Annotated in this window: 13 protein-coding genes; 10 read left to right on the plus strand and 3 right to left on the minus strand. The window is 71.7% G+C overall.

All coding sequences use genetic code 11. From position 1 onward, the window contains the following. Positions 1–141: 141 nt before the first annotated feature. On the plus strand, positions 142–1,152 hold the full coding sequence (locus ACIQ9E_RS19870; RefSeq protein ID WP_403708715.1) for an NAD-dependent epimerase/dehydratase family protein: 1,011 nt from the start codon (positions 142–144) through the stop codon (positions 1,150–1,152). A gap of 226 nt (positions 1,153–1,378) precedes the next feature. Here ACIQ9E_RS19870 and ACIQ9E_RS19875 read toward each other — a convergent pair whose 3' ends face one another. Next, positions 1,379–3,532: an MMPL family transporter gene (locus tag ACIQ9E_RS19875; protein WP_403708717.1), complete on the minus strand. Its 2,154-nt coding sequence runs from the start codon at positions 3,530–3,532 to the stop codon at positions 1,379–1,381. 255 nt (positions 3,533–3,787) lie between these two features. Between ACIQ9E_RS19875 and ACIQ9E_RS19880 the strand changes: the two genes are divergently transcribed. The 3 genes from ACIQ9E_RS19880 to ACIQ9E_RS19890 all read left to right on the plus strand — a co-directional run bounded on the left by ACIQ9E_RS19880 (position 3,788) and on the right by ACIQ9E_RS19890 (position 7,382). Then, the gene (locus ACIQ9E_RS19880; protein ID WP_403708719.1) at positions 3,788–5,119 is read left to right on the plus strand and encodes a histidine kinase; all 1,332 of its coding nucleotides are present in this window, start codon (positions 3,788–3,790) and stop codon (positions 5,117–5,119) included. Next, the gene (locus ACIQ9E_RS19885; RefSeq protein ID WP_403708721.1) at positions 5,104–5,763 is read left to right on the plus strand and encodes a LuxR C-terminal-related transcriptional regulator; all 660 of its coding nucleotides are present in this window, start codon (positions 5,104–5,106) and stop codon (positions 5,761–5,763) included. The genes ACIQ9E_RS19880 and ACIQ9E_RS19885 overlap by 16 nt, the downstream gene beginning before the upstream one ends. A gap of 158 nt (positions 5,764–5,921) precedes the next feature. After that, positions 5,922–7,382 carry a DUF1996 domain-containing protein gene (locus tag ACIQ9E_RS19890; protein ID WP_403708723.1) on the plus strand — a complete coding sequence of 487 codons (1,461 nt, stop codon included), beginning with the start codon at positions 5,922–5,924 and terminating at the stop codon, positions 7,380–7,382. Positions 7,383–7,481: 99 nt separating this feature from the next. On the opposite strand, the gene ACIQ9E_RS19895 is transcribed toward ACIQ9E_RS19890, so the two are convergent. Beyond that, a complete protein-coding gene (locus tag ACIQ9E_RS19895; RefSeq protein WP_403708725.1) occupies positions 7,482–8,003 on the minus strand; it encodes a hypothetical protein in 522 nt (173 codons plus the stop codon). A 110-nt stretch (positions 8,004–8,113) separates the two neighbouring features. On the opposite strand from ACIQ9E_RS19895, the gene ACIQ9E_RS19900 reads away from it, so the two are divergent. Both ACIQ9E_RS19900 and ACIQ9E_RS19905 read left to right on the plus strand, forming a co-directional pair. Continuing rightward, entirely contained in the window at positions 8,114–11,215 is a 3,102-nt protein-coding gene (locus tag ACIQ9E_RS19900; protein ID WP_403708727.1) for an alpha-N-acetylglucosaminidase TIM-barrel domain-containing protein, read from the plus strand. A gap of 86 nt (positions 11,216–11,301) precedes the next feature. Beyond that, a complete protein-coding gene (locus ACIQ9E_RS19905) occupies positions 11,302–12,012 on the plus strand; it encodes a TetR/AcrR family transcriptional regulator (protein ID WP_403708729.1) in 711 nt (236 codons plus the stop codon). Between the two features lie 76 nt (positions 12,013–12,088). Here ACIQ9E_RS19905 and pulA read toward each other — a convergent pair whose 3' ends face one another. Then, on the minus strand, positions 12,089–17,386 hold the full coding sequence (pulA, locus tag ACIQ9E_RS19910) for a pullulanase-type alpha-1,6-glucosidase (RefSeq protein WP_403708849.1): 5,298 nt from the start codon (positions 17,384–17,386) through the stop codon (positions 12,089–12,091). Positions 17,387–17,805: 419 nt separating this feature from the next. Here pulA and ACIQ9E_RS19915 point away from each other — a divergent pair, with 419 nt between their 5' ends. The 4 genes from ACIQ9E_RS19915 (at position 17,806) to ACIQ9E_RS19930 (ending at position 23,013) form a co-directional block, all read left to right on the plus strand. Continuing rightward, positions 17,806–19,107, plus strand: a complete 1,302-nt coding sequence (locus ACIQ9E_RS19915) for an extracellular solute-binding protein (RefSeq protein ID WP_403708851.1) — start codon at positions 17,806–17,808, stop codon at positions 19,105–19,107. A gap of 70 nt (positions 19,108–19,177) precedes the next feature. Next, positions 19,178–20,119, plus strand: coding sequence for a carbohydrate ABC transporter permease (locus ACIQ9E_RS19920; RefSeq protein WP_403708731.1), 942 nt, complete (start codon positions 19,178–19,180; stop codon positions 20,117–20,119). Next, complete coding sequence (locus tag ACIQ9E_RS19925; protein WP_403708733.1) at positions 20,116–21,039, plus strand: sugar ABC transporter permease; 924 nt, start codon at positions 20,116–20,118, stop codon at positions 21,037–21,039. Before ACIQ9E_RS19920 ends, ACIQ9E_RS19925 begins: the two co-directional genes overlap by 4 nt. A 363-nt stretch (positions 21,040–21,402) precedes the next feature. Then, positions 21,403–23,013 carry a glycoside hydrolase family 13 protein gene (locus tag ACIQ9E_RS19930; protein WP_403708735.1) on the plus strand — a complete coding sequence of 537 codons (1,611 nt, stop codon included), beginning with the start codon at positions 21,403–21,405 and terminating at the stop codon, positions 23,011–23,013.

The raw sequence follows: 23,013 nt of genomic DNA on the forward strand, positions 1-23,013 counted from the left end.
CCACATGCTGCCATCGCCGGTCGGGAAGCGGGAGAGTCCGGTCGGAAATTGCCCCGTGACGGATGAGACGGATGGGGCGTGCGGTTACTCCGTCAGCGGAAGTCCTGTTCCCCCGGGAGCGGTTGGGGGCAGGGTCGGTGCATGAGAGTTCTGATACTGGGTGGTACGGAGTTCGCCGGGCGGGCGGTCGTGGCGGCCGCCCTGGCTCGGGGCTGGGACGTCACGGTCTTCAACCGGGGTACGCGGCCGGTGCCCGCTGGGGTCACCGCGCTGACCGGTGACCGGACGCGGCCGCCGGATCCGGCGGTGCTCGCGGGCGGCTCCTGGGACGTGGTGGTCGACACCTGGGCGGCCGCGCCCACGGCCGTACGGGATGCGGCACGGCTGCTCGCGGACCGCGCCGGGCGGTATGTGTACGTGTCGAGCTGTTCGGTCTACAGCTGGCCCGCGCCGCCGGATTCGGACGAGTCGGCTCCGCTGGTGACCGCTTCGGCGGACGACGAGGACGTGCCGTACGCCGGATCCAAGCGCGGTGGCGAGCTGGCGGCGGTCGGGGCCTTCGGCGCGGACCGTTCGCTGCTGGTACGGGCGGGGCTGCTGCTCGGGCCCTGGGAGAACATCGGGCGGCTGCCGTGGTGGCTGTCGCGGATCGCCCGGGGCGGGACGGTGCTCGCGCCGGGGCCCGCGGACGCGCCCGTGCAGTACATCGACGTACGGGATATGGCCGAGTGGATCCTGTCGGCGGCCGCGGCCGGGCTGAGCGGGCCGTACAACATGGTCGGGGAGCAGCGCGGGACGACGTTCGGGGATGTGCTCGCGGAGTGCGTCCGGGTGGTGTCGGAGAGCCCGCCGCCGAAGGGCGCTTCCCGGGAGCCCGTGGAGCTGCGGTGGACGCCTGCCGAGCGGATCCTGGCGGCTGGGGTCTCGCCGTGGACGGATCTGCCGATCTGGGTCCCGCCGCAGGCCGCGGATCTGCTGGGCGCGCTGTACACGCTGAACGTGGGGCGAGCCAAGGGCGCGGGGCTGCGATGCCGGCCGCTCGCGGAGACGGTGGCGGACACCTGGGAGTGGCTGCGCGGGGTCGGCGGCGAGCTGTCCGCGGCGGGGGTGGGGATCTCCCCGGAGACGGAGGCGCGGCTGCTGGCGGGGTGACCCGCGGGGGCGCGGGCGTGGTGGAGCCCGTACCACCGGGGCCTGTCCGGTGGTACGGGCTGCTTCGGTGCCGCCGCGGTTGCCGGTGCCGACGCAGTTGCCGGTACGGCGGGGGCGCGGCGCGGGGTACGGCGCGGGCGCGGCGAGGGGCGGGGACGGGCGGGCCCCGGGTAAGGGGTTGGCGCGGGGCGGGCCACGGGTACGGCCGCCCCGGGCCCGCTCCCTGTCAGGCTGAGGCCGCGTGGCGGCGGCGGACCTGGGGTTCCGCCTCCGCCGGTTCGCCGTGCTCCAGGGCGGGGAGCCGGCGGAGCAGTCTCGGTGTGCGCCAGTTGCGGTCTCCGAGCAGGGCCATCACCGACGGCAGCAGGACCATCCGCACCACCGTCGCATCCAGCAGGACGGCCACCGCCAGGCCGACACCCATCTGTTTCATGGACTGCATGGTCAGCGTGCCGAAGACCGCGAACACCGCCACCATGATCACCGCGGCGCCGGTGACCGCGCCCGCCGTGCGGCGGATGCCCTCGGCGATCGCCGCGCGGTTCTCCGCGCCCCGGTCACGTGCCTCACGGATCCGGGAGACCACGAACACGTGGTAGTCCATCGACAGTCCGAAGAGGACGACGAGGACGAAGAGCGGCAGCCAGCTCTCGATCGCGCCCACCGACTCCGTACCCAGCAGTGAGGCGCCCCAGCCGTGCTGGAAGACCGCGACCATCACCCCGTAGGCCGCGGCCACCGAGAGCAGGTTCAGCAGCACGGACGTGACGGCGATGACATAGGACCGGAAGCACAGGAGCATCACCAGGAAGGTCACGGCCGTGATGAACGCGAAGACCGGGGCGATGCCGTCCTTCAGCTGTGCGGTGAAATCGACGGATTCGGCCAGTTCGCCGGCGACGTAGGCACGGGCTCCGCTGCCTTCGAAGGCCTCCGGGACGGTCCGCTCACGCAGTTCGGTGAGTGCCTCGCGGGAGCGGCTGTCGCTGCCGTCGCCGGGCAGCGGGACTTCGATCTCGGCGACGTTCTCGGCGCGGTGGACGGTGACCCGGTCACGGTCGAAGGCGGCCAGGGCCTTGCGGACGGGGGCGGCTTCGATGTCGTCGGCCCGGACCACGATCCGGGCCGGGTCGGGTCCGCCGGGGAAGCCGGCGGTGATCTTCTCGTACGCCACGGTCAGCGCGGAATCGGAGCCGAACTGCTTCTCCATGCCGAGCTGCTCGGTCTTCATGCCCAGGGCCGGTGCGGCGAGAGCCAGCATCAGGACGGTCCCGGCGACGGCGAAGAGTCCGGGCCGGGCGAGTACGGGCCGCAGCACCGTACCCGCGAATCCCCCGCCCTCCGGGTTCTTCGTCCGGCGGCGGTGGAGGAAGGGGATGCGTCCGGCGTCGACGCGGTCACCGAGCCACGACAGGAGCGCGGGCAGCACGGTCACCGAACCGATCACGGCGACCAGGACGACGGTGATGGTGGCGAGCGCGAAGCCCTCGAAGAGCAGCAGCCCGGACAGGAACATTCCGGCCATGGCGAGCATCACGGTGATACCGGAGACCAGGACGGCCCGGCCGCTGGTGGCCGCGGCGATCCGCAGGGCGGTGTCGGCGTCCCGGCCCGCCGCCCGCTCGTCCCGCTCCCGCCGCAGGTAGAAGAGGCAGTAGTCGACCCCGACCGCCAGCCCCATCAGGAACATCACGGAGTAGGTGGTCTGGAAGAGATGGAGCTGATGGCTGGCGAGGGAGAGCAGTCCGAAGGCCGCCGCGCAGGCCGTGAGCGCCAGGGCGACGGGCAGCAGGGCGGCGACGACCGTGCCGAAGGCGACCAGCAGGATGCCCAGCGCGAGCGGTACGGCGGTGAACTCCGCCTTGGTGAAGTCGTCGGCGAGCAGGTCGTTCAGCCATGCGTCGGCGCTGGCCGCGCCGAACTGGTGGACCTCGATCCCGTCCCGGCCCTCAGCCGCCGCCCGGACGGCCTTGAGCACCGGCTCGACCCGGTCGCCCGCTTCGTCCGCGGGGCCCTTCATCTCGAACCGGATCAGGGCCTCCTTGCCGTCGGCCGACGGCAGCGGCGGGTCGGCCTCTGCGGTCTCGCCGGTCGCCTCGACGGCCCGGGTCAGCTCGGTCGCCGTGGCCTTCCAGCCGCCCTGCGAACCGCTGCTGACCAGCACCAGCTCAACCGCGGGCGGTTCCAGCTCCGCCTCCTCGAGGATCTTCAGGGCGCGGGCGGAATCACCCGCGCCGTTCTCCGCGTCGCTCATCTCGACCATTCCGGCCGATCCGCCCGCGACGGTGGCGAGCAGGACGAACAACAACCAGCCGAAGACTGCCGTTTTACGGTGGTATGCACTCCATATACCGATGCGTGCGGCGAGATTGCGCCTCATGATGGTGCCGGCCCCCCAAGGTCGGAACGCGGGTTTCAGGTCGTCTCCGACGCTAGGAAGCGGCGCCCGGGTGTCCCAGCCGTCAGAGCCCCCTGTGCGGAGCCGTAAGGCGAGGTCCGGGGGGTGGTGCCAGCACCACCCCTACTCGGGGGAAGGGCCCAGTGACCGGCGGCGCCGCGGCGGCCGAGACTGGTACGGGGGCGGCGGGTCGCCCGCACCGGGGACCGCAGCCGGTCCGACAGCGAGGAGAGGTCCATGGGTACGACGCCGAGGGGCTCGGCAGTGAGTGCGGCGGAAGCGGGCGGCTCCCCGCGCGCCACGGGCGGCGGTTCCGTGCACGGACTGCCGGCGGCGCCGGTACGCGCCCTGGTGCTGGCGCTCCTCGCGCTGACCGGCTCCATCGTCCTCTTCGTGGTGACCGCGGTCTCCCTCGCGCTGATACCGCTGGGCCTCGGGGTGTTCACCACACCGCCCCTGATCCACCTGGTCCGCGTCTGGTCCGGGCATCGCCGGCTGCTCGCCGCGGACTGGGCGGGGATCCGGATCCCCGCCTCGTACCGTCCCTTCCCGCGCGATCTCCGCGCCGGTGTCACCGGGCAGGTCGAGCGGTGCAGCCTCCTGATGAAGGACCCGGCGACCTGGCGGGACCTGCTCTGGCTGCTGGTGGACATGACCGCGGGCGCGCTGATCGTGCTGCTCGCCGCCGGGCTGGTGCTGCACGGTGCCTTCGGGCTGCTGATCGGCGCGGGGCTGTGGAAGCCCATGACGGCGCTGGACGATCCGTACTGGTACGGATTCGTCCCCGTCGGCGGCTGGGGTACGGCCCTGCTCGCGGCGCTCCTGGGCCTGGTGCTGCTCGCCGCCGGGCTGAAGTTCGGCCCCGGGCTGGTCCGGGTGCACTTCCAGCTGGTGGGCGCGGTCCTCACTCCCGACCGGCAGCAGCAGCTCGAACAGCGCATCGACCGGCTCACCGAGACCCGGCACGACGCGCTGGACTCGTCGGCGGCGGAGCTGCGCCGGATAGAACGGGATCTGCACGACGGGGCGCAGGCCCGGCTGGTGGCGATGGGCATGCACCTGGGCACCATCGAGGCGCTGGTGGAGAAGGACCCGGCGAAGGCGAAGGAACTGATCTCGAAAGCGCGTGAATCGTCGGCCGAGGCCCTGACCGAGCTGCGGGACCTGGTCCGGGGCATCCATCCGCCGGTGCTCGCCGAGCGCGGCCTCGGGGACGCGGTGAAGGCACTCGCCCTGCGGCTGCCGGTGGCCACGGAAGTCGACGCCGAACTGCCGGGCCGGACGGAGGCGCCGGTGGAGTCCGCGGCGTACTTCGCGGTCAGCGAGACCCTCACCAACGCGGTCAAGCACGCGAACGCCGACCGGATCTGGGTGGATATCTCGTACGAGGCGGGCTCGCTGCGGATCGCCGTCACCGACGACGGCCGGGGCGGGGCGGTCGTGGGCCGGGGCTCCGGACTGAGCGGGGTGGAACGGCGTCTCGGTACATTCGACGGCGTCCTCGCCGTCAGCTCACCCGCCGGCGGTCCCACCATGGTCACCATGGAGATTCCTTGCGCGTTGTCCTAGCCGAAGACCTGTTCCTGCTGCGCGACGGCCTGGTCCGGCTGCTGGAGGCCTACGATTTCGAGATCCTCGCCGCCGTGGAGAGCGGACCGGAGCTGAGCCGGGCGCTCGCCGAACTGGAACCCGACGTCGCGGTCGTCGACGTCCGCCTGCCGCCCTCCCACACCGACGAGGGACTCCAGTGCGCGCTGGCCGCCCGCCGGGCCCGGCCCGGACTTCCGGTGCTGGTGCTCTCGCAGCATGTGGAGCAGTTGTACGCCAGGGAGTTGCTGGCCGACGGCAACGGCGGCATCGGCTATCTGCTCAAGGACCGGGTCTTCGACGCGGAGCAGTTCGTGGACGCGGTACGCCGGGTGGCCCGGGGCGGTACGGCGATGGACCCGCAGGTCATCTCCCAGCTCCTGACGCGCCGGTCCCAGGACCGGCCGATGGGCGGGCTGACACCGCGCGAGCTGGAAGTGCTGGAGCTGATGGCCCAGGGCCGGTCGAACGCCGCGATCGCGGCGCAGCTCGGGGTGACCGAGCGGGCGGTGGCCAAACACACCTCCAATATCTTCGCCAAGCTCGGCCTGCCCGTGTCGGACGACGACAACCGCCGGGTGCTCGCCGTACTCGCCTATCTGGACCGGGGAACGGCACCGGGATAGGCGCCCCGTCCGGCGCGGGCCCGGGCAGGGGGAGAGCGCGGGATGAACACCGCGGCCTCCCTGCCCGTATGGAACGGCGTGCTTCCCCCTCTGCCGGGGCCGGCGGCAGAAGACCTGCATCCGGCTCTTCCCCGGCAACGAAGCAGCGGAGGAGTTCCATGCGACGCAACAGAAGGAAACGCTCCCGTCCGGCGGCCCGTGCGGCCGTCGCCGTGGCCGCTCTGGTGCTGGGCGGCGGCGGGGTGGTGCTCGTCGACGTCTACGCCTCGGCGGGCCAGGACGGTGCGGACCGCCGCGGTCCCGGGCAGCCGGCGGACCTGACTCCGGTGGCGTCCACCATCGACTGCCCCGAGGTCGCCGACGGTCTGCCCCGCGCCCTGCCCCCGGCGGCCCGTCCCGCCGTGGACCGGGAGCTGGCCGCGATGGACACCCGGATCACCGAGGCATACCGGCAGTTCGCCGACGGCAGGGAGCGTTACGGGCAGGATGCCGGGCTGGCGCGGAAGGAGCTGCTCGGCCCGCTCCAGGAGCAGCGCCGGGCCGGTATCGAGCGGATCGTCACCGCGGTGAACCGGGGCGGGCTCCGCTTCGACGGTATGCAGGGCCTCGCCGCGTGCACCCTGCGCACCGACGACGGGAACGACCTCGGCACGGACGGGCCGCCCGGGAACGAGCAGGGCAAGGGGAGCGGGAGCGGCAACGGGACCGCGAACGGGGGCGGCGGGCAGGCGGGGAACGGGCCGGTGCGGTCCGACTTCGCCGATATCCGCTCCGTACGCCCCAGTGCACAACTGCCCCCGAACCGCCGGGGTGCCTCGCGCGGCGTCTTCACCACCGACTGCGGTGTCAATGCGAACGGCCTGTTCAACTCCGACAATGTGATCGTCGCCCCGGGGGTCTCCAACGGCGCCCACCATATGCACGACTACATCGGCAACCAGGCCAACGACGCCTTCGCGAGCGACCGGGACCTGGCGAACGGCGCCACCACCTGCCGCAATCGCGGCGACCGCTCCTCGTACTACTGGCCGGTGCTGCGGCTGCAGAACGGGCGGTCCGAGAGCGACGCCGACGCGGACGGCGGCGGCCGGGACAAGAACGTCGGGGAGATTCAGACCCCCTCGCAGGTGACGCTGGCCTTCGCCGGGAATCCGAACGGCCCGGTGACCGCCATGCCACGGCTGCTGCGGATCATCACCGGCGACGCCAAGGCCTTTGTCAACGGCCCGGCCAACGCCAATGCCTCCTGGAGCTGTACCGGCTTCGAGGACCGGCAGTTGAAGGAGAAGTATCCGCTCTGCCCCCGCGGCAGCCGGGTCGTCCGCACCTTCCGCTTCCAGAGCTGCTGGGACGGCCGGAACACCGACAGCGCCAACCACCGTACGCATGTCGCCTTCACCGACCGTGCCGGACGCTGTCCCCGGGGCTTCCGGCCCATTCCGCAGCTGGTGCAGCGGATCGTCTACAACCTGCCGCCCGGCCCCGGTTTCGCCGTCGACTCCTTCCCCGAACAACTGCACAAACCGGTCACGGACCACGGTGACTTCATCAATGTGTTCGACGACGGGCTGATGCGGCGGATGGTCGCCTGCATCAACGAAGGCCGGCGCTGCCGGTGAGCAGTTGAGCCGGTGAGCAAACGAGCCGGTGAGCAGATGAGCGCCTGAGCCGCCGGGTCCGGCCCGCCCCCATGGGGCCGGACCCGGCTTCCGCCTGCCTCAGCCCCCGTGGCCCCCATGACTCCCGGGGCCGCCGGGGCTGCCGGGACTGCTGTGTCCCTCCCCCGGGCCCGGCGGAACCGTCCCGGTCCCGTGGTCCGCGCCCCGCTCCAGATCCCCGCCGAGACGGGCCCGGAGGGCCGTGATCGTCCGCTCGCCGCCCGCGGCGACCCAGCGGCAGCCCAGCAGATACGTACCGCCGTAGTCATTGGCGGCGTTGATCCACTCGCGCTGGCCGCGGTCGGTCGCAAAGGTGACCAGGGTGTACGTACCGTCCCCGGTCGTACAGCGGGCCTGACGCAGCTCCTCGGCGCCCGCCCGGATCTCGGGGGCGCACCCCGCCCGGGCCGCGAGCTGCTCCAGCGTGCCCGTCGCCGCCAGCGGGGGTGTTGGGCTCCCGCCGCGCCCGCCACGCCCATCACTCCCGTCACCCGGTCCGCAGGCCGTGAGCGGTCCGAGCATCACAACTGCCAGTGCCACGAGGGCCTTCGGGACCGCGCCCGTCGTCTTCGGCGTCCGCATCCGGTCATCGTGCCCCGTGGCGGCCCGTGCGGGAGGGCGAACGCCCGGTAACGTGCGCCCGGACTGTACCGCTGTGACGTGAGTTACATCGTTTCGCACGGAGGAGCCTGATGTTCGAGCTGTCGAGACGTGCCGTTCTGGGCACCGCGGGGGCGATCGGCGCGACGGCTGCCCTCGACGGCACCGGTGCCGTCGCCGCCCCCCGTACCGGAGCACCGGCCGGGAAGCCGGAAGCGGCGCCGACGGCGGACGCGGCGCGGGCCGCGCTGCTGCGGCTGCTGCCCCGGCACGCCGGGCAGTTCCGGCTGGCCCTCGTCGACGGGCCGGAGCGTTTCGCGGTGACCGGCGAAGCCGGGCGGATCGCGGTCGACGGCACCTCCCCCGCGGTCCTCCTCACCGGCGTCCACTGGTATCTGAAGTACGTGTGCCGGGCCCATATCTCGTGGTCGGGCAGCCGGGTCGACCTGCCGGACGTACTGCCCGCGCCCGGTCGGACCCTGGAGCGGTCGGCGACCGTACCGCACCGGTTCGCCTATAACGACACCCACGACGGCTACACCGCCCCCTACGCCGACTGGGCCCGCTGGGAGCGGCTGATCGACGTCCTCGCCCTGCACGGCTGCAACGAGGTCCTGGTGACCCCGGGCCAGGAGGCCGTCTACCACCGGCTGCTGAAGGACTTCGGCTACTCCGACACGGAGGCCCGCACCTGGCTGCCCGCCCCCTCCCACCAGGCGTGGTGGCTGCTCCAGAACATGAGCGAATACGGCGGCCCGCTCTCGAAGACCCTGCTCGACGCCCGCGCCGAACTGGGCCGGAAGATCACCTCGCGGCTGCGGGAGCTGGGGATGCGGCCGGTGCTCCCCGGCTACTTCGGTACGGTCCCCGACGGTTTCGCGGACCGCAATCCGGGCGCCCGGGTGGTCGCCCAGGGCGTGTGGAACGGGCTCCGCCGCCCCGACTGGCTGGACCCGCGGACCGCCGTCTTCCCCAAGGTGGCCGCCGCGTTCTACCGCCACCAGGCGAAGCTCTTCGGCGCCTGCGACCTGTTCAAGATGGACCTGCTGCACGAGGGCGGCAACGCCGGGGACGTACCGGTGCCGGACGCGGCGCGCGCGGTGGAGAAGGCGCTGCGGACCGCCCGTCCGAACGCGGTCTGGGTGATCCTCGGCTGGCAGTCCAACCCCCGCCGGGCCCTCCTCGACGCCGTCGACAAGCGCCGGATGCTGATCGTCGACGGACTCTCCGACCTGGACACCACGGGCGACCGGGAATCCGAGTGGGGCGGCACGCCGTACGCCTTCGGCACCATCCCGAACTTCGGCGGACGCACCACGCTCGGCGCCAACACCGACCGGTGGACCGACCGGTTCACCGTCTGGCGGGACCGGCCGGGCAGTGCCCTGGCGGGCACCGCCTATATGCCGGAGGCGGCCGAGCGGGACCCGGCGGCCTTCGAACTCTTCAGCGAGCTGGCATGGCGGCGGGAGCGGATCGACCGGGAGGCCTGGTTCACGGAGTACGCGCACATCCGCTACGGCTCCGAAGACGCCTCGGCGGCGGCCGCGTTCGGCGCGCTCGCGGCCACCGCGTACCGGCTGGCCAGCACGGACGGCCGGCCCTACGATTCGCACTTCCTCCGCAGGCCGTCGCTGGCCTCGTCGATCGGGACCGCCTTCGACCCGGCGGGCTTCGACACCGCGTTCGCCGCGCTCCTCGCGGCCGGTCCGGAGCTGCGGGACTCCGACACCTACCGCCACGATCTGACGGAGCTGGCCCGGCAGGCGCTGGCGAACCGGTCGCGTACGCTCCAGTTCGCGCTGCGCGCCGCCCGCGCGAGCCGCGATGTGGCGGCCTTCCGGGGGGTGTCCGCGCTCTGGCTGAAGCTGATGCGGCTCGCGGACTCCATGGCGGGCTGTCACCGTTCCTTCCTGCTCGGGCCCTGGCTGGAGGACGCCAAACGGCTGGCGACCAGCCCGGCGGAGGCGGTGGAGCTGGAACGGACCGCCCGCGCGCTGATCACCACCTGGGCCGGCCGTTCCGCCGCCGACGCCCTGTCGAACTACGCCAACCGGGACTGGAACGGGCTGATCGCCGATGTCCACGTACCGCAGTGGGACGCCTTCCTGACCGAGGTCGCGGATGCGCTGGAAGCAGGCCGGGCACCGAAGTCCTTCGACTGGTATCCGCAGGAGGAGGCGTGGACGAAGGACCGGCGGGTCTATCCGTCCGCGCCGACCGGCGACCCGTACACCACCGCGCTCCGGGTCCGGGACGCCCTGGCGGCCGCGCCGTACCAGGGGGTGACGGCGGTGACCGTGGACCCGCCGGCCTTCCACCCCGGCAGCCCGGCCACACTGACGGCGACCTTCCGCAATCTCAGCGGGCTGCGCGCCACCGGCCCGGTCGAACTCACCCTGTCCGGTGCGGAGCTGTCCCCCGAGGCCCCGGCGGCCCGCACCCTGCCCCCGGTGGCGGCGGGCGCATCGGGCGCGGTGTCCTGGCGGGTCACAGCCCCGGGCGACGCCCTGACCGAACCGCTGCGGGCGCTGCCGTACCGGCTGACCGCACGGTACGGGCCCGAAGGCGGGTCCCCCGTCTCCGTCGCCCAGGCCGGCGAGGTCCACCTGGCCGCGCCCCTGGCGGCCGGCTGGCGGACGTACAGCAACAACGCGGCCGTCTTCGGGCAGTTCGGCGGCCGCTACGCCGTCAACGGGGCCGGGAACGACCTGTGGCGGGGTACCGCGCACTTCGGTACGGCCTACCGGGCGGGCGCGCTGCGGCCGGGCACGAGTGTCACCGTCCGGGTCGACGCGCAGGCCAACACGGCGAGCTGGGCCAGGGCCGGGATCGTCGCCCGCAACGGTCTGGACCGGCCGGGTGCGCCCGGTTTCGTCAATCTGGCGGTCACCCCGGGGCAGGGCGTGGCCCTTTCGTACGACTCCAACGGCGACGGTTCTCTCGACACCTACCGGCGGATCACCGGCGTCAAGGCGCCGGTGCTGCTGAGGCTCTCCCGGGGGACGGGCGGCGCGAGCGGCTCGTACACGGGGGCGCTCTCCACGGACGCGGGCTCGACCTGGCGCACGGTCGGCACGGTGACCGTGCCGGGCGCGGCCGGCGCGCAGGACGTGGGCTTCTTCATGACGGCGATGAACGGCGGCAGCGGGGCCCGCGGCACGGTCCGGTTCAGCGGGTGGTCGGTGCGCTGAACCGGGACGGCGGACCCGGACCGGCCCCGCACACCCGCCCGGTCTCTAGAACGGGTGAACGGATGCCAGTGGGTACGCTGGTGGCCATGACGACCGGGGTACGCCGCAGAATGGGCGTCGAGGAGCGCAGACAGCAGTTGATCGGCGTGGCGCTGGAACTCTTCAGCGCCCGCTCCCCCGACGAGGTGTCCATCGACGAGATCGCGGCCGCCGCCGGGATCTCACGGCCGCTGGTGTACCACTACTTCCCGGGCAAGCAGAGCCTGTACGAGGCGGCGCTGCGCCGGGCGGCCGACGATCTGGCGCTCCGTTTCCGGGAGCCGCCGGAGGGGCCGCTGGGGGCCCGGCTGCTGCGGGTGATGCGCCGGTACTTCGACTTCGTCGACGAGCACGGGCCGGGCTTCTCGGCGCTGATGCGCGGTGGTCCGGCCGCCGGTTCGACCACCACCAACGCGATGATCGACGAGGTACGGCAGGCCGCGTACGAGCAGATACTGGCCCATCTGCGGATCGGTGAGCCCCCGGTGCGTCTCGCGCTGGTGATCCGCTCCTGGGTGTCGCTGGCGGAGTCCACGGCGCTGCAGTGGCTGGACGGGCGGCGGATCCCGCGCGCCGAGCTGGAGTTGCAGCTGGTGCACGATTTCGCGGCGCTGTGCGCGGTGAGCGCGGCGTACGACGACGAGATGGCGGCGATCGTCGCCCGGATGCTGGCGGACGAGCCGGTGGAGGGGCCGGTCTCGGAGCTGCTGGGCCGGCTGGTGCGGCTCGCGCCCGCCGCCGTACCCGCGCCTCGCTGAGCAGCGGTCGTACGGCAGCGGCCCGGACCCCGAGCCGGGTCCGGGCCGCTGCCGGTGGTGCGGCCCGCCGCCGGGGTCAGCGGGCGGTGAACACAGCCACGGTCCGGGCCGGGACGGCGAAGGTGCCGGTGCCCTTCTCGTACGCGGAGGTCGTCACCGTACGGTCCGACCCGGCCGACTGGACCGGATGCAGCGCATAGCCGGTCCCGGCCTCGGACGGGATCCGCTGGGTCTGCCGCTGGGGTGTGGCGTTGAAGACGATCACCAGGTCACCGGCCTTCATGGTGATCACCCCGGGGGTTTCGTCCGGTCCCGACAGCGGGAAGGACACGGCCTGCTGGACCTGTTGTGCGGTGCTCAGGCCGAGGGTCTGCTCGGTGGTCCGGATGGTCAGCAGATCGCGGTACGCGGCCGAGGCGGCGCCGATCGGTCCGCAGCCCGCGGTCAGGGCGGGGGTCCGGAGCAGCGGCCGGGCGTAGTCCCACTTGTCCTGGTTGTCGGCGGCGGGAGGCAGTCCGCGGCCGAAGCCGTTGCCGTCGCGGCAGTCCCAGTGGATGGCGTTGTACCAGTCGCCGCTGTCGTACGAGTTGCGGTCGAGGGATTTCGAGCGCAGCAGGTCGCTGCCCGCCTGGGAGAGCGCCGGGCCCTGGGAGAGCAGGGCGGAGGCCATGGCGACCACCTGCATCCGGGCCCGGTCGGCGGTGGAGGTGTCCTTCGGGAGTTTGAAGGCGAGGGCGTCGTACAGCGTCTCGTTGTCGTGGGCGTCGGAGTAGGCGAGGGCGTCGCCCGGCGCTTCGGCGTATCCGGCGGGGGCGCCGTTGTAGTCGACTTCGGAGCCCTTGACGCGGCGGCCCCGGGTGTCGGTGAAGGTGTAGGAGGCGAGGTTGCCGGTGAGTCCGACTTTGATGAGGTCCTGGTAGTGCAGGAGCCGGGCGCGCTGCTGCTCGGGGGTGCCGTTGGCGGCGGCCGGGTTGGGGTCGGTGTAGAGGCCGGAGGCGAAGCCCTGGACGCCGGGGTCGGCGTCGAAGGGGCCGCCGCCGCGGACGGCGTCGCGGGCCCGGTCGGAGAAGGTGGCGATGCCGGTGCCGGCCATATGCTTCTGGGTGGCCTGGACGAAGCGGGCGTCGTCGGCGATCTCGCCGAAGTTCCAGCCCTCGCCGTAGAGGAGGATCTTCTTTCCGTCGACCCCGTCGCGCTCCGGGGTGAGGGCGTCGAGGGCCTTGCGGACGGCGAGCATATTGGCCTTGGGGTGGTGGCCCATGAGGTCGAAGCGGAAGCCGTCGACCTTGTACTCCCTGGCCCAGGTCACGACCGAGTCGACGACGAGTTTGCCCATCATCGCGTTCTCGGGGGCGGTGTTGGCGCAGCAGGTGGAGGTGGCGACGCTGCCGTCGGCGAGGAGCCGCTGGTAGTAGCCGGGGACGATGCGGTCGAGTACCGATTTCTCGGACTGTCCGGCGGCGACGGTGTGGTTGTAGACGACGTCCATCACCGTCCGCAGTCCGGTGCCGTTGAGTGCGGCGACCATTTCGCGGAATTCGACGGTCCGCAGGGTGCCTTCGGGGTCGGTGGCGTAGGAGCCTTCGGGGACGGTGTAGTGCAGCGGGTCGTAGCCCCAGTTGTAGGCGTCCTTGGCGGCGGTCTTGGCGACGCACTCCTGCTGCCGGGTGGAGTCGGGGGCCGCTCCGGCGAGGTCGCAGTCCGGGCGCTGCTGGTCCCGTCGGCGCTCGGGGATGGTCCCGATGTCGAAGGCGGGCAGCAGGTGGACGTACGAGGTGCCGCTGCGGGCCAGCTCCGTCAGATGCTTCACTCCGGCGGACTGCCGGTCGGTGAAGGCGCGGTAGGTGCCGGGGTGCTTCGCGGTGCGGTCGGCGACGGAGAAGTCGCGGATGTGGAGTTCCTGTATCTGCGCGTCCTTGAGGGGGACGGCGGCGGGCTTCTTCAGGGTCCGCCAGCCCTTGGGGGCCAGGTCCGGGTCCTTGAGGTCGACGGCGAGGCTGCGGGCTGAGTCGGTGGTCAGGGCGGTGGAGTAGGGGTCGGTGACCAGGTTGACGACGGTCTTCTGCACGGTGGGGGCCCAGACGGCGACCCGGTAGCGGTAGGGCTTCCCGGTCCAGGAACGGGGGCCGGTGACGGACCAGACGCCCGAGGTGTCGTCGCGGCGCATGGCGACCGTACGGCCGTCGAGGTCGAGGGAGACGGTACGGGCGGTGGGGGCCCAGACGGAGAGGGTGACGCCGTTCTTCCCGAAGACCGGTCCGAGGGCGGTCCGGGTCGCGTCCGGCGCGTAGAGGTCGTCGAGGACCCCGGCGGTCTGGACGCCGGTGGCGGCGAGCAGCGCTCCGGACGCGGCGCGCTGGGTGGCGATCAGCTGGCCGCGCAGCGATTCGGGCACCCGGCGCAGGTCACGCGGGTCGATGCTGAACGCCGGATAGTCCTTGAGATGGGGGAACTTCGCCTGCTGGGCGTCGGTGAGGGTGCCGGGCCGCAGCCGCAGCCAGCGGCCCTCGTCGGTGAGGGCGCCGTCTTCGACGGCGATGGGTGCCCCGGCCGCGTACACGAGCTGCCGGCTGGTGGCCGGGGTCGTCTTCACCTTCCAGACGACGGTGGTGCGGTCGATCCACTGGGCTTCTGCCTTGGTGAGGTCGAGTTTCGGGGCGGCGCCGGTCTGCGGCAGCAGATGGCCGGGCCGTCCGGCGATGAGGCGTACCTCGTTGCCGTACGTGGCGAGGTCGAGGGACTGGTCGTCGGGGAGGTCCTTCTGGTCGCCCTTGTGGACGATGTAGCTCAGTGAGGTCGCGCCGGGGGCGAGGGGCACCTCGAAGGTGATGCCGTAGGCGTCCTTGCGGACCGGTTCCAGCGGCTTCGCCCAGTCGGTGGGGTTCGCGGCGCCGGTCCAGGTGTGCAGGCCCCAGCCGTCGTAGTCGCCGTCGGGGCGGTGGTAGTGCAGGAGTGCCTTGGCCTTGTCCTGCGGCGGGTAGACCCCGGCGGGCGCGGTGTCGGACTGGCCGTCCTTGCCCTGGGCGATCCATACCTGGCCGGTACGGGCGAGGTCGACGGTGCGCCGGGGCCCGTCGGCGGTGCCGTTCTTCTCGACGGTGTACGGGAGGGAGGACGCTCCTTCGGGGAGGCGGACCCAGGCGAAGGCGCCGTAGGCGTCGCGTCCGGTGAAGGGGGCGCGGGTGCCGCCGGCGACGAGTTCCCAGCCCTGGTAGTCGCCGTCGGGCCGCTGGTAGTGGACGACGGCCCAGGTCCGCTCGACGGCGACCGGCTTCGCGGGCGGGGGTGCGGCTCCGGCGGTGGTGGAGCCCAGTGCGTTCGCGGTACGGCCCCGGGCGTCGACGACGACGGCCTTGTAGCGCAGCGGGGTTCCGGCCCGGGTGTCGGGCCCGAGGTACTGGGTGACCTGGTAGGGGGCCCGGTCGGCGGTGCCGAGGATCTGCCAGGGGTCGTTGCCGCGCTGGGCGGCGAAGACGACCCGGCCGAGGGGGCCGCCGTCGGCGTCGGCGGAGATTTCGACGGTGCCGGTGGCTCCGGCGGCCGGTACCTTCAGGCTGATGACGGGTTTGGCGGCGGTCATCGGGCGGGGGGTGTCGGCGCGCAGCACGAGCGTGGCGAGGGCGGGGACGGTGAGGGTCGCCGTACCGTCGGCGGCGGTGCGGACCGTGGCCGCGGGGCCGTCGCCGTGGAGGGTGCGGAAGGTGGTGTCCGGGGAGCCGGTGGTCAGCCGGACGGTCTTCGGTTCGGTGCCGTTGTTGAGTGCGACCAGATATTCGTGGGGGCGTTTCGCGTCGGTACGGGAGAAGGCGTAGACGGAGCCTTCGGCGTACCGCTCCTCCTGGATGCCGTCGCGGAGCGCGGGGTGTTCGCGGGTCAGCTCCGACAGCTCCGCGATCGACCGGTAGAGCGGGTGGCCGGGGTCGTAGGCGTCGGTGGCGTGGGTGCGGTCGGTGCCGAGCTGGTCGTCGTCGAGGTAGTCGGGGGTGGTGGAGGCGAAGAGGGTCTGGCGGGCGTCCTTGTCGCCGCCGTTCCCGGTGTAGCCCTGTTCGTCGCCGTAGTAGACGACGGGGTTGCCGCGGACCAGGAACATCAGCTCGTTGGCGAGCCGGGCCCGGCGGACGAGTTCGCCGTCGGAGGCGCCGGGGCGGTCCTGGCGGAGGAAGGTGCCGATGCGGCCCATGTCGTGGTTGCCGAGGAAGGTGACCTGGCCGTAGGCGTTGGCCTTGTCGGTGGTGTAGCGGTGGTCCTGGGCGAAGACGGCGGAGAGCCGGGAGGCGGGGGCGCCCTGGGAGACATAGGCGCGGGCGGCGTCCTGGAAGGGGAAGTCGAGGGTGGAGTCGAGCCGGCCGCGGGTGACGTAGGGCGCGGTGACGGCCGGGTCCGAGGAGTAGACCTCGCCGAACATGAAGAAGTCCGGACGGCCGCGCTCGGCCGCGTAGGCGTCGAGGGCGGTGGCCCACTCGGTCCAGAACCCCATGTCGACGTGTTTGACGGTGTCGATACGGAATCCGTCGATCCCGAAGTCCTTCACCCACCGCTGGTAGATGCGCTCCATACCGCGGCGGACCTCGGGGCGTTCGGTCCAGAGGTCGTCGAGCCCGGCGAAGTCGCCGTGTTCGCTGCTCTCACCGGCGAAGGTGGAGTCGCCGCGGTTGTGGTACATCCGGGGGTCGTTGAGCCAGGCGGGGACCTTGTCCCGGTCGCGGGGGGCGGGGGTGTACGGGAAGGAGTCCGTGCCCACGTCCTTCGGTACGCCGTCGCGGTCGTCGAAGGGGCGGCCGGTGCGGTCGAGGTAGGGATGGGCGCCCTTGGGCCGGTAGCCGTACTCCTTCTCGGCGTAGTCGACGGTGTCGGCGGTGTGGTTGGTGATGACGTCGAAGTAGACCTTCATGCCCTTGGCATGGGCCTGGTCGATGAGCTTCGTGAGGTCGGCGTTGGTGCCGAAGTGCGGGTCGACCTGGGTGAAGTCGGTGATCCAGTAGCCGTGGTAGCCCGCCGACGCGTCTTTGCCGCTGCCCTGGACGGGCTTGTTCTTGAAGATCGGGGCGAGCCAGATCGCGGTGGTGCCGAGGCCCTTGATGTAGTCGAGCCGCTGGGTCAGGCCCTTGAGATCGCCGCCGTGGTAGAAGCCCTTGTCGGCGGGGTCGTGGCCGTGGTCGAGGCGGGAGCCGGTGAGTCCGCCGCGGTCGTTGGCCCGGTCGCCGTTGGCGAAGCGGTCGGGCAGGACGAAGTAGAACTGCTCGCGGGTGGCGTCGTGGCGGGCGGGCTGGGCGGCGAGCACCGTGTCGGAAGGGGGCTTCGGGGGGCGGGGCGCCTTCGCCGGGGCGGCGAGCGCGGAGGCGCCGGGCAGGAGTCCGGCGCAGAGCGCGCCGATGAGGGCGGCGACGGCGCCGCGCCTCCGTCCGGCGCTTCCCCGGCGGGTGCGTCTGCTGCGGAGCACGTCTCATCTCCTCGGGTTCGTCGGCGGCCGGGCCGCCGGGGGTCGTGCGCGTACCGGCACCCGGTACTGGAACCCGTACACAGGTTGCTGCAAGGAGTTGAGGGATCTTGCAGCAACTCCGGTTCGCACGGCGGCCGACGCTAGGAGATGGCCGGAACTGCGGTCAAGACCTTGGACCTTGATCCCGCATCCACCACGAAATCCGTAGGACACGAGGAGGTCACAACCTGGAAATCTGGCTGTTTTCTTTCTGCAAGACCTTTCGCAAGCTCTTGCAGGACTGTTAGCTTCACGCCGCAGCAGCCCGGCCCGTTGAGGACTGGCGGGGCCTTGACCTCAATGAGGAGTTCATGATGCGCAAGGGCATGACGGCCGCCGCGATCGCGGGCGTACTGGCTCTGACGGCGACCGCCTGCGGCGGCGACGGCGGCGGGTCGGGCGACAGCAGCGGCCGGAAGGCTGCGGAGGACCCGAAGGGCGTCTCCGGTTCGATCACCTGGTGGGACACGTCGAACGAGGCCGAGGGGCCGACGTACGACAAGCTCGTCGCGGCCTTCCAGAAGGAGTACCCCAAGATCAAGGTGAACCGCACCTCGGTCTCCTTCGACCAGGCGGAGCAGAAGTTCAAGACCGCGGCCCAGAACGGCAAGGGCGCGCCGGATGTGATCCGTACCGATGTCGGCTGGTCGGCCGGGTTCGCCAATCTCGGCTATCTCCAGCCGCTGGACGGCACCCCCGCCCTCGACAACGCCGCCGACTTCCTGCCGGGACCGCTGTCCACGGCGAAGTGGAAGGGCGAGACCGTCGGCGTCCCGCAGGTCACCGACACCCTCGCGCTCCTCTACAACAAGGAGGTCTTCGCCGAGGCGGGCATCGCGAAGCCGCCGGCCACCTGGGACGAGTTCATCGCCACCGCGAAGACCATCAAGGCGAAGACCGGTGTCACCGGCACCCAGCTCAACCCCGAGGGCTACTTCTCGCTGCCGTTCCTCTACGGCGAGGGCGCCGATATGCTCGACGTCGACGGCAAGAAGATCACCGTGAACTCGGCGGGCGCCGTCAAGGGCATGGAGACCGCGCTGAAGCTGGCGCAGTCCGATGTGGCCCTCAAACCCGCTTCCACCGACGGCTATGTCGCGGCCCAGACGTCCTTCAAGGACGGGAAGATCGCGATGGTGATCAACGGCCCGTGGTCGGTCTCCGACGACTACAGCGGCAAGGCGTTCCAGAACAAGGACAACCTGGGCATCGCGACCATCCCGGCCGGTCCCTCCGGAACGGCCGCGGCCCCGATCGGCGGCCACAACTACTCCGTCTACCGGGGCTCGAAGAACAAGGACGCGTCGTATCTCTTCGTGAAGTTCATGGCCTCCGCCCAGAGCCAGGAGCTGACCGCGAAGGAGATCAACACCCTGCCGACGCGGAAGTCCGCCTACACCCCGGCGGTCACCGCCGACCCGGCGAAGAAGGCGTTCCAGCAGGCGCTGTCCGTCGCGAAGTCGCGTCCGGTGATCCCTGGTGTCGGTGACCTCTTCGTCGCCTTCGACCAGCACTACGTGAAGGTCCTGCGCGGCGACGCCTCGCCGAAGGAGGGCCTCGACGCCCTCGCGAAGGAGTGGAACAGCAAGCTCCTGAAGGACTACAGCATCGGCTGACCGCCTGCCGCCGGGCCCGCGCAGGCCCGGCGGCGTGCCCCGGGCCCGCAGGGACGACGTACGGAGAGAGATGAGCAGCCTGATACTCAGGACCCGAAGGTCCTTCAGCACCCACTGGTACGCCTGGGCCATGGTCCTGCCCGTGGTCGTCGTCCTCGGTGTGCTCATCGGCTATCCGCTGGGCCGGGGGATCTACCTCTCCTTCACCGACGCCAACGAAGCCAACATGGGCCGGACCATCGGCGACTTCTCCGTCCCCTCGACGTACACCTTCGTCGGCCTGGAGAACTACTGGAACATCCTCTCCGGCCGGGAGGGGTCGTTCTACCCCCGGCTGACCTGGACGATCCTGTGGACCGTGAGCTGTGTGGTGCTCCACTACGGCATCGGGCTCGGTCTGGCGATGCTGCTCAACCGGCGGATGCGCGGCCGGTCCCTCTACCGGGTGCTGCTGGTGCTGCCGTGGGCGGTGCCCGCGTTCGTCGCCGCGTTCGCCTGGAAGCTGATGTACAACACCGACAACGGGGTGCTGAACGCGCTGCTGGGGAAGGTGGGCGTCGCGCCCGTGGACTGGCTGGGCGATCCGTTCATCCAGAAGCTGTCGGTGATCGCGGTCAACACCTGGCTGGGCGTGCCGTTCATGATGGTCGCCGTCCTGGGCGGGCTCCAGTCCATCCCGCGCGAACTGCACGAGGCCGCCGAGATGGACGGCGCCACGCCCTGGCAGCGGTTCGTCCATGTCACCCTCCCCGGGCTGCGGCCGGTCAGCACCACGATCGTGCTGCTGGGGACCATCTGGACCTTCAACATGTTCCCGGTCATCTATCTGGTGATCGGGCAGGCCGGCGGGACCGAGAGCGAGATCCTCGTGACGTACGCCTACCGGCTGGCCTTCCAGGGCGTGCGGGACTACGCGGGCTCCGCCGCGTACGGCATCGTGATCCTCTCGCTGCTCCTGGTGTTCTCCGTCTTCTACCGCGGCATGCTCAACCGTCAGGAGGCCGCCAAGTGACCAGCAGCACCGTGACCGGAGCCGGGCAGGCCGAAGCCGCGGCAGGGCGGGCAGGGGTACGGGCCGACGGGGCTCCGCGGCCGGCGGTACGGAGGCGGGGCGAGCGTTCGCGCATCGCGTCGGCCGCCCTGCACACCACCCTGGTCTGCGCGTCCCTGGTGGCGCTCTTCCCCGTCGTGTTCATCGTGCTGGTGTCGCTGCGCGGGGAGAACGGCTGGACGCATCCGATGGAGCCGGCGGGCTTCACCCTCTCCAACTACACCCATCTGCTGGGGAAGACCGAGTTCACCACGTGGTTCCTGAACTCGGTGGTGATCGCGGGCGGCACGATGCTGGTGGGCGTGCTGATCGCGGCCAGCGCCGGGTACGCGGTCTCCCGGATGCGGTTCCCCGGCCATAAGTCGCTGATGTGGACGTTCCTGATCTGCCAGATGTTCCCCGTGGCGGTGCTGATCGTGCCGCTGTACAACATCCTGGGCGAGCTGCGGCTGCTGGACAGCTACGGCGGGCTGATCATCACCTACTGCTCGGTGTCGGTGCCGTTCTGCGCCTGGATGCTGAAGGGGTACTTCGACACCATCCCGGTGGAGATCGACGAGTCGGGGCGGGTGGACGGGCTCACCCCGTTCGGGACCTTCTGGCGGCTGATCGTCCCGCTCGCCAGGCCGGGGCTCGCGGTGACCATGTTCTACACCTTCCTGACCGCCTGGAGCGAGGTCGCCTTCGCCACCTCGTTCCTGAGCAGTGAGGGGAAGTACACCCTGGCGGTCGGCCTCCAGACCTTCGTGGGACCGCACCGGGCGGAGTGGGGCCTGATGACCGCCGCCTCCGTGCTGATCATGATCCCGGCGGGGCTGCTCTTCTTCTTCGCCCAGAGACATCTGGTGGCCGGTCTGACGGCGGGCGGCACCAAGGGCTGACGGCGCCCGGGGCGCCCCGGGCCGTGGTTCCGGCAGAGCCCGCCGGAACCACGGCCCGGAGTGGCGTATCCACGCCACGAGGATGCGCGTTGACCATCGACATACGGGGCAGAACATCCTTATACATGCCGCAGATACCTGCATATCGCCACAGATCGCTACCGACCGCGGCCGTTCAATTCCGGCGCTGCCCGCTCCCGACCGTTCACTTCCGACCGTTCACTTCCGACCGTCCGCCTCCGGCCGGACGGACCGCCCGTACCGGACCTCGTACCACCCGCAGGACTCGCCGGACCCGTACGACCCCCGTACCACTCGCACAACACGCACGACACGCCCCGTGACGACTCTCAAGGGAACGACATGACCCAGGAGCTTGCTCCCACCCTTCGCGACCGGTCCGCCGCATCCCCGGCGGGCTGGTGGCGGGACGCCGTCATCTACCAGGTGTACGTGCGCTCGTTCGCCGACAGCGACGGCGACGGCATCGGCGATCTGCGCGGGATCCGCGAACGCCTCCCCCATCTCGCCGGTCTCGGCGTCGACGCCGTCTGGCTGACCCCCTTCTACGCCTCCCCCCAGGCCGACGGCGGATACGACGTCGCGGACTACCGCACCGTCGACCCGCTCTTCGGTGATCTGCGGGACGCCGGCGAGCTGATCCGCGAGGCCCACCGGCTCGGGCTGCGGGTGATCGTCGACATCGTGCCCAACCACACCTCCGACCGGCACGCCTGGTTCCGGGCGGCCGTCGACGGCGGCCCCGGAGCCCCGGAGCGGGGCCTCTACCACTTCCGCCCCGGCAAGGGGCCGCACGGCGAGCTGCCGCCGAACGACTGGGAGTCCGTCTTCGGCGGCCCCGCCTGGACCCGGACCGCCGACGGCGACTGGTATCTGCACCTCTTCGCCCCCGAGCAGCCGGATCTCAACTGGGACCACCCCACCGTGCGGGAGGAGTTCGAGTCGATCCTCCGCTTCTGGCTGGACCTGGGAGTCGACGGTTTCCGGATCGACGTGGCGCACGGCATGGTCAAGGCCGAGGGGCTCCCGGACATCGGCCTGCGGGAGCAGGCGAAGATGATCGGCGCCCAGGTGCTGCCCTTCTTCGACCAAGACGGGGTCCATGAGATCCACCGCTCCTGGCGGCGGCTGCTCGACGGGTACGAAGGGGAGCGCATCGGAGTCGCCGAGGCCTGGGCCCCCACGGCCGAGCGCCTCGCGCTCTACGTCCGCCCCGACGAGCTGCACCAGGCGTTCAACTTCCAGTTCCTCACCTGCGACTGGGACGCGGCCGCGATGCGGGAGGTCATCGACGACTCCCTCGCCGCCACCGGATCGGTGGGCGCCCCGACGACCTGGGTGCTCTCCAACCACGACGTCGTCCGCCACACCACGCGGTACGGCGGCGGGGAGCGGGGCCTGCGACGGGCCAGGGCGGCATCACTGCTGACCCTGGCACTGCCGGGTTCCGCCTATGTCTACCAGGGCGAGGAGCTGGGACTGCCCGAGGTGACGGAGCTGCCGGACACCGCCCGCCAGGACCCGGCGTTCTTCCGGGGCGACGGCCAGGACGGTCTGCGGGACGGCTGCCGGGTCCCGATCCCCTGGTCGGGCACCACCGCTCCGTACGGCTTCGGACCCGGCGGCAGCTGGCTGCCGCAGCCGGCGGAGTGGGCGGGCCTCTCGGTCGCGGCGCAGACCGGCGACCCCGGTTCGACGCTGGAGCTGTACCGCACGGCCCTCGCCCACCGCCGGGAGCTGCCCGGACTCGGGGACGGCGCGATGGAGTGGCAGGACGCCCCGGAAGGGGTGCTGGCCTTCGCCCGCCCGGGTTTCGTCTGCACCCTGAACACCCTCGGGCAGAGCGTGGAGCTGCCCGCGCCGGGCCGCCCGCTGCTGTCGTCGGCGCCGCTGGAGACCTCCGGCGGGACGGTGCGCATCCCGGCCGATGCCTGCGTGTGGTGGGAAGTCTGA

The organism is Streptomyces sp. NPDC094448, assembly GCF_044763775.1.
Lineage (GTDB): Bacteria > Actinomycetota > Actinomycetes > Streptomycetales > Streptomycetaceae > Streptomyces.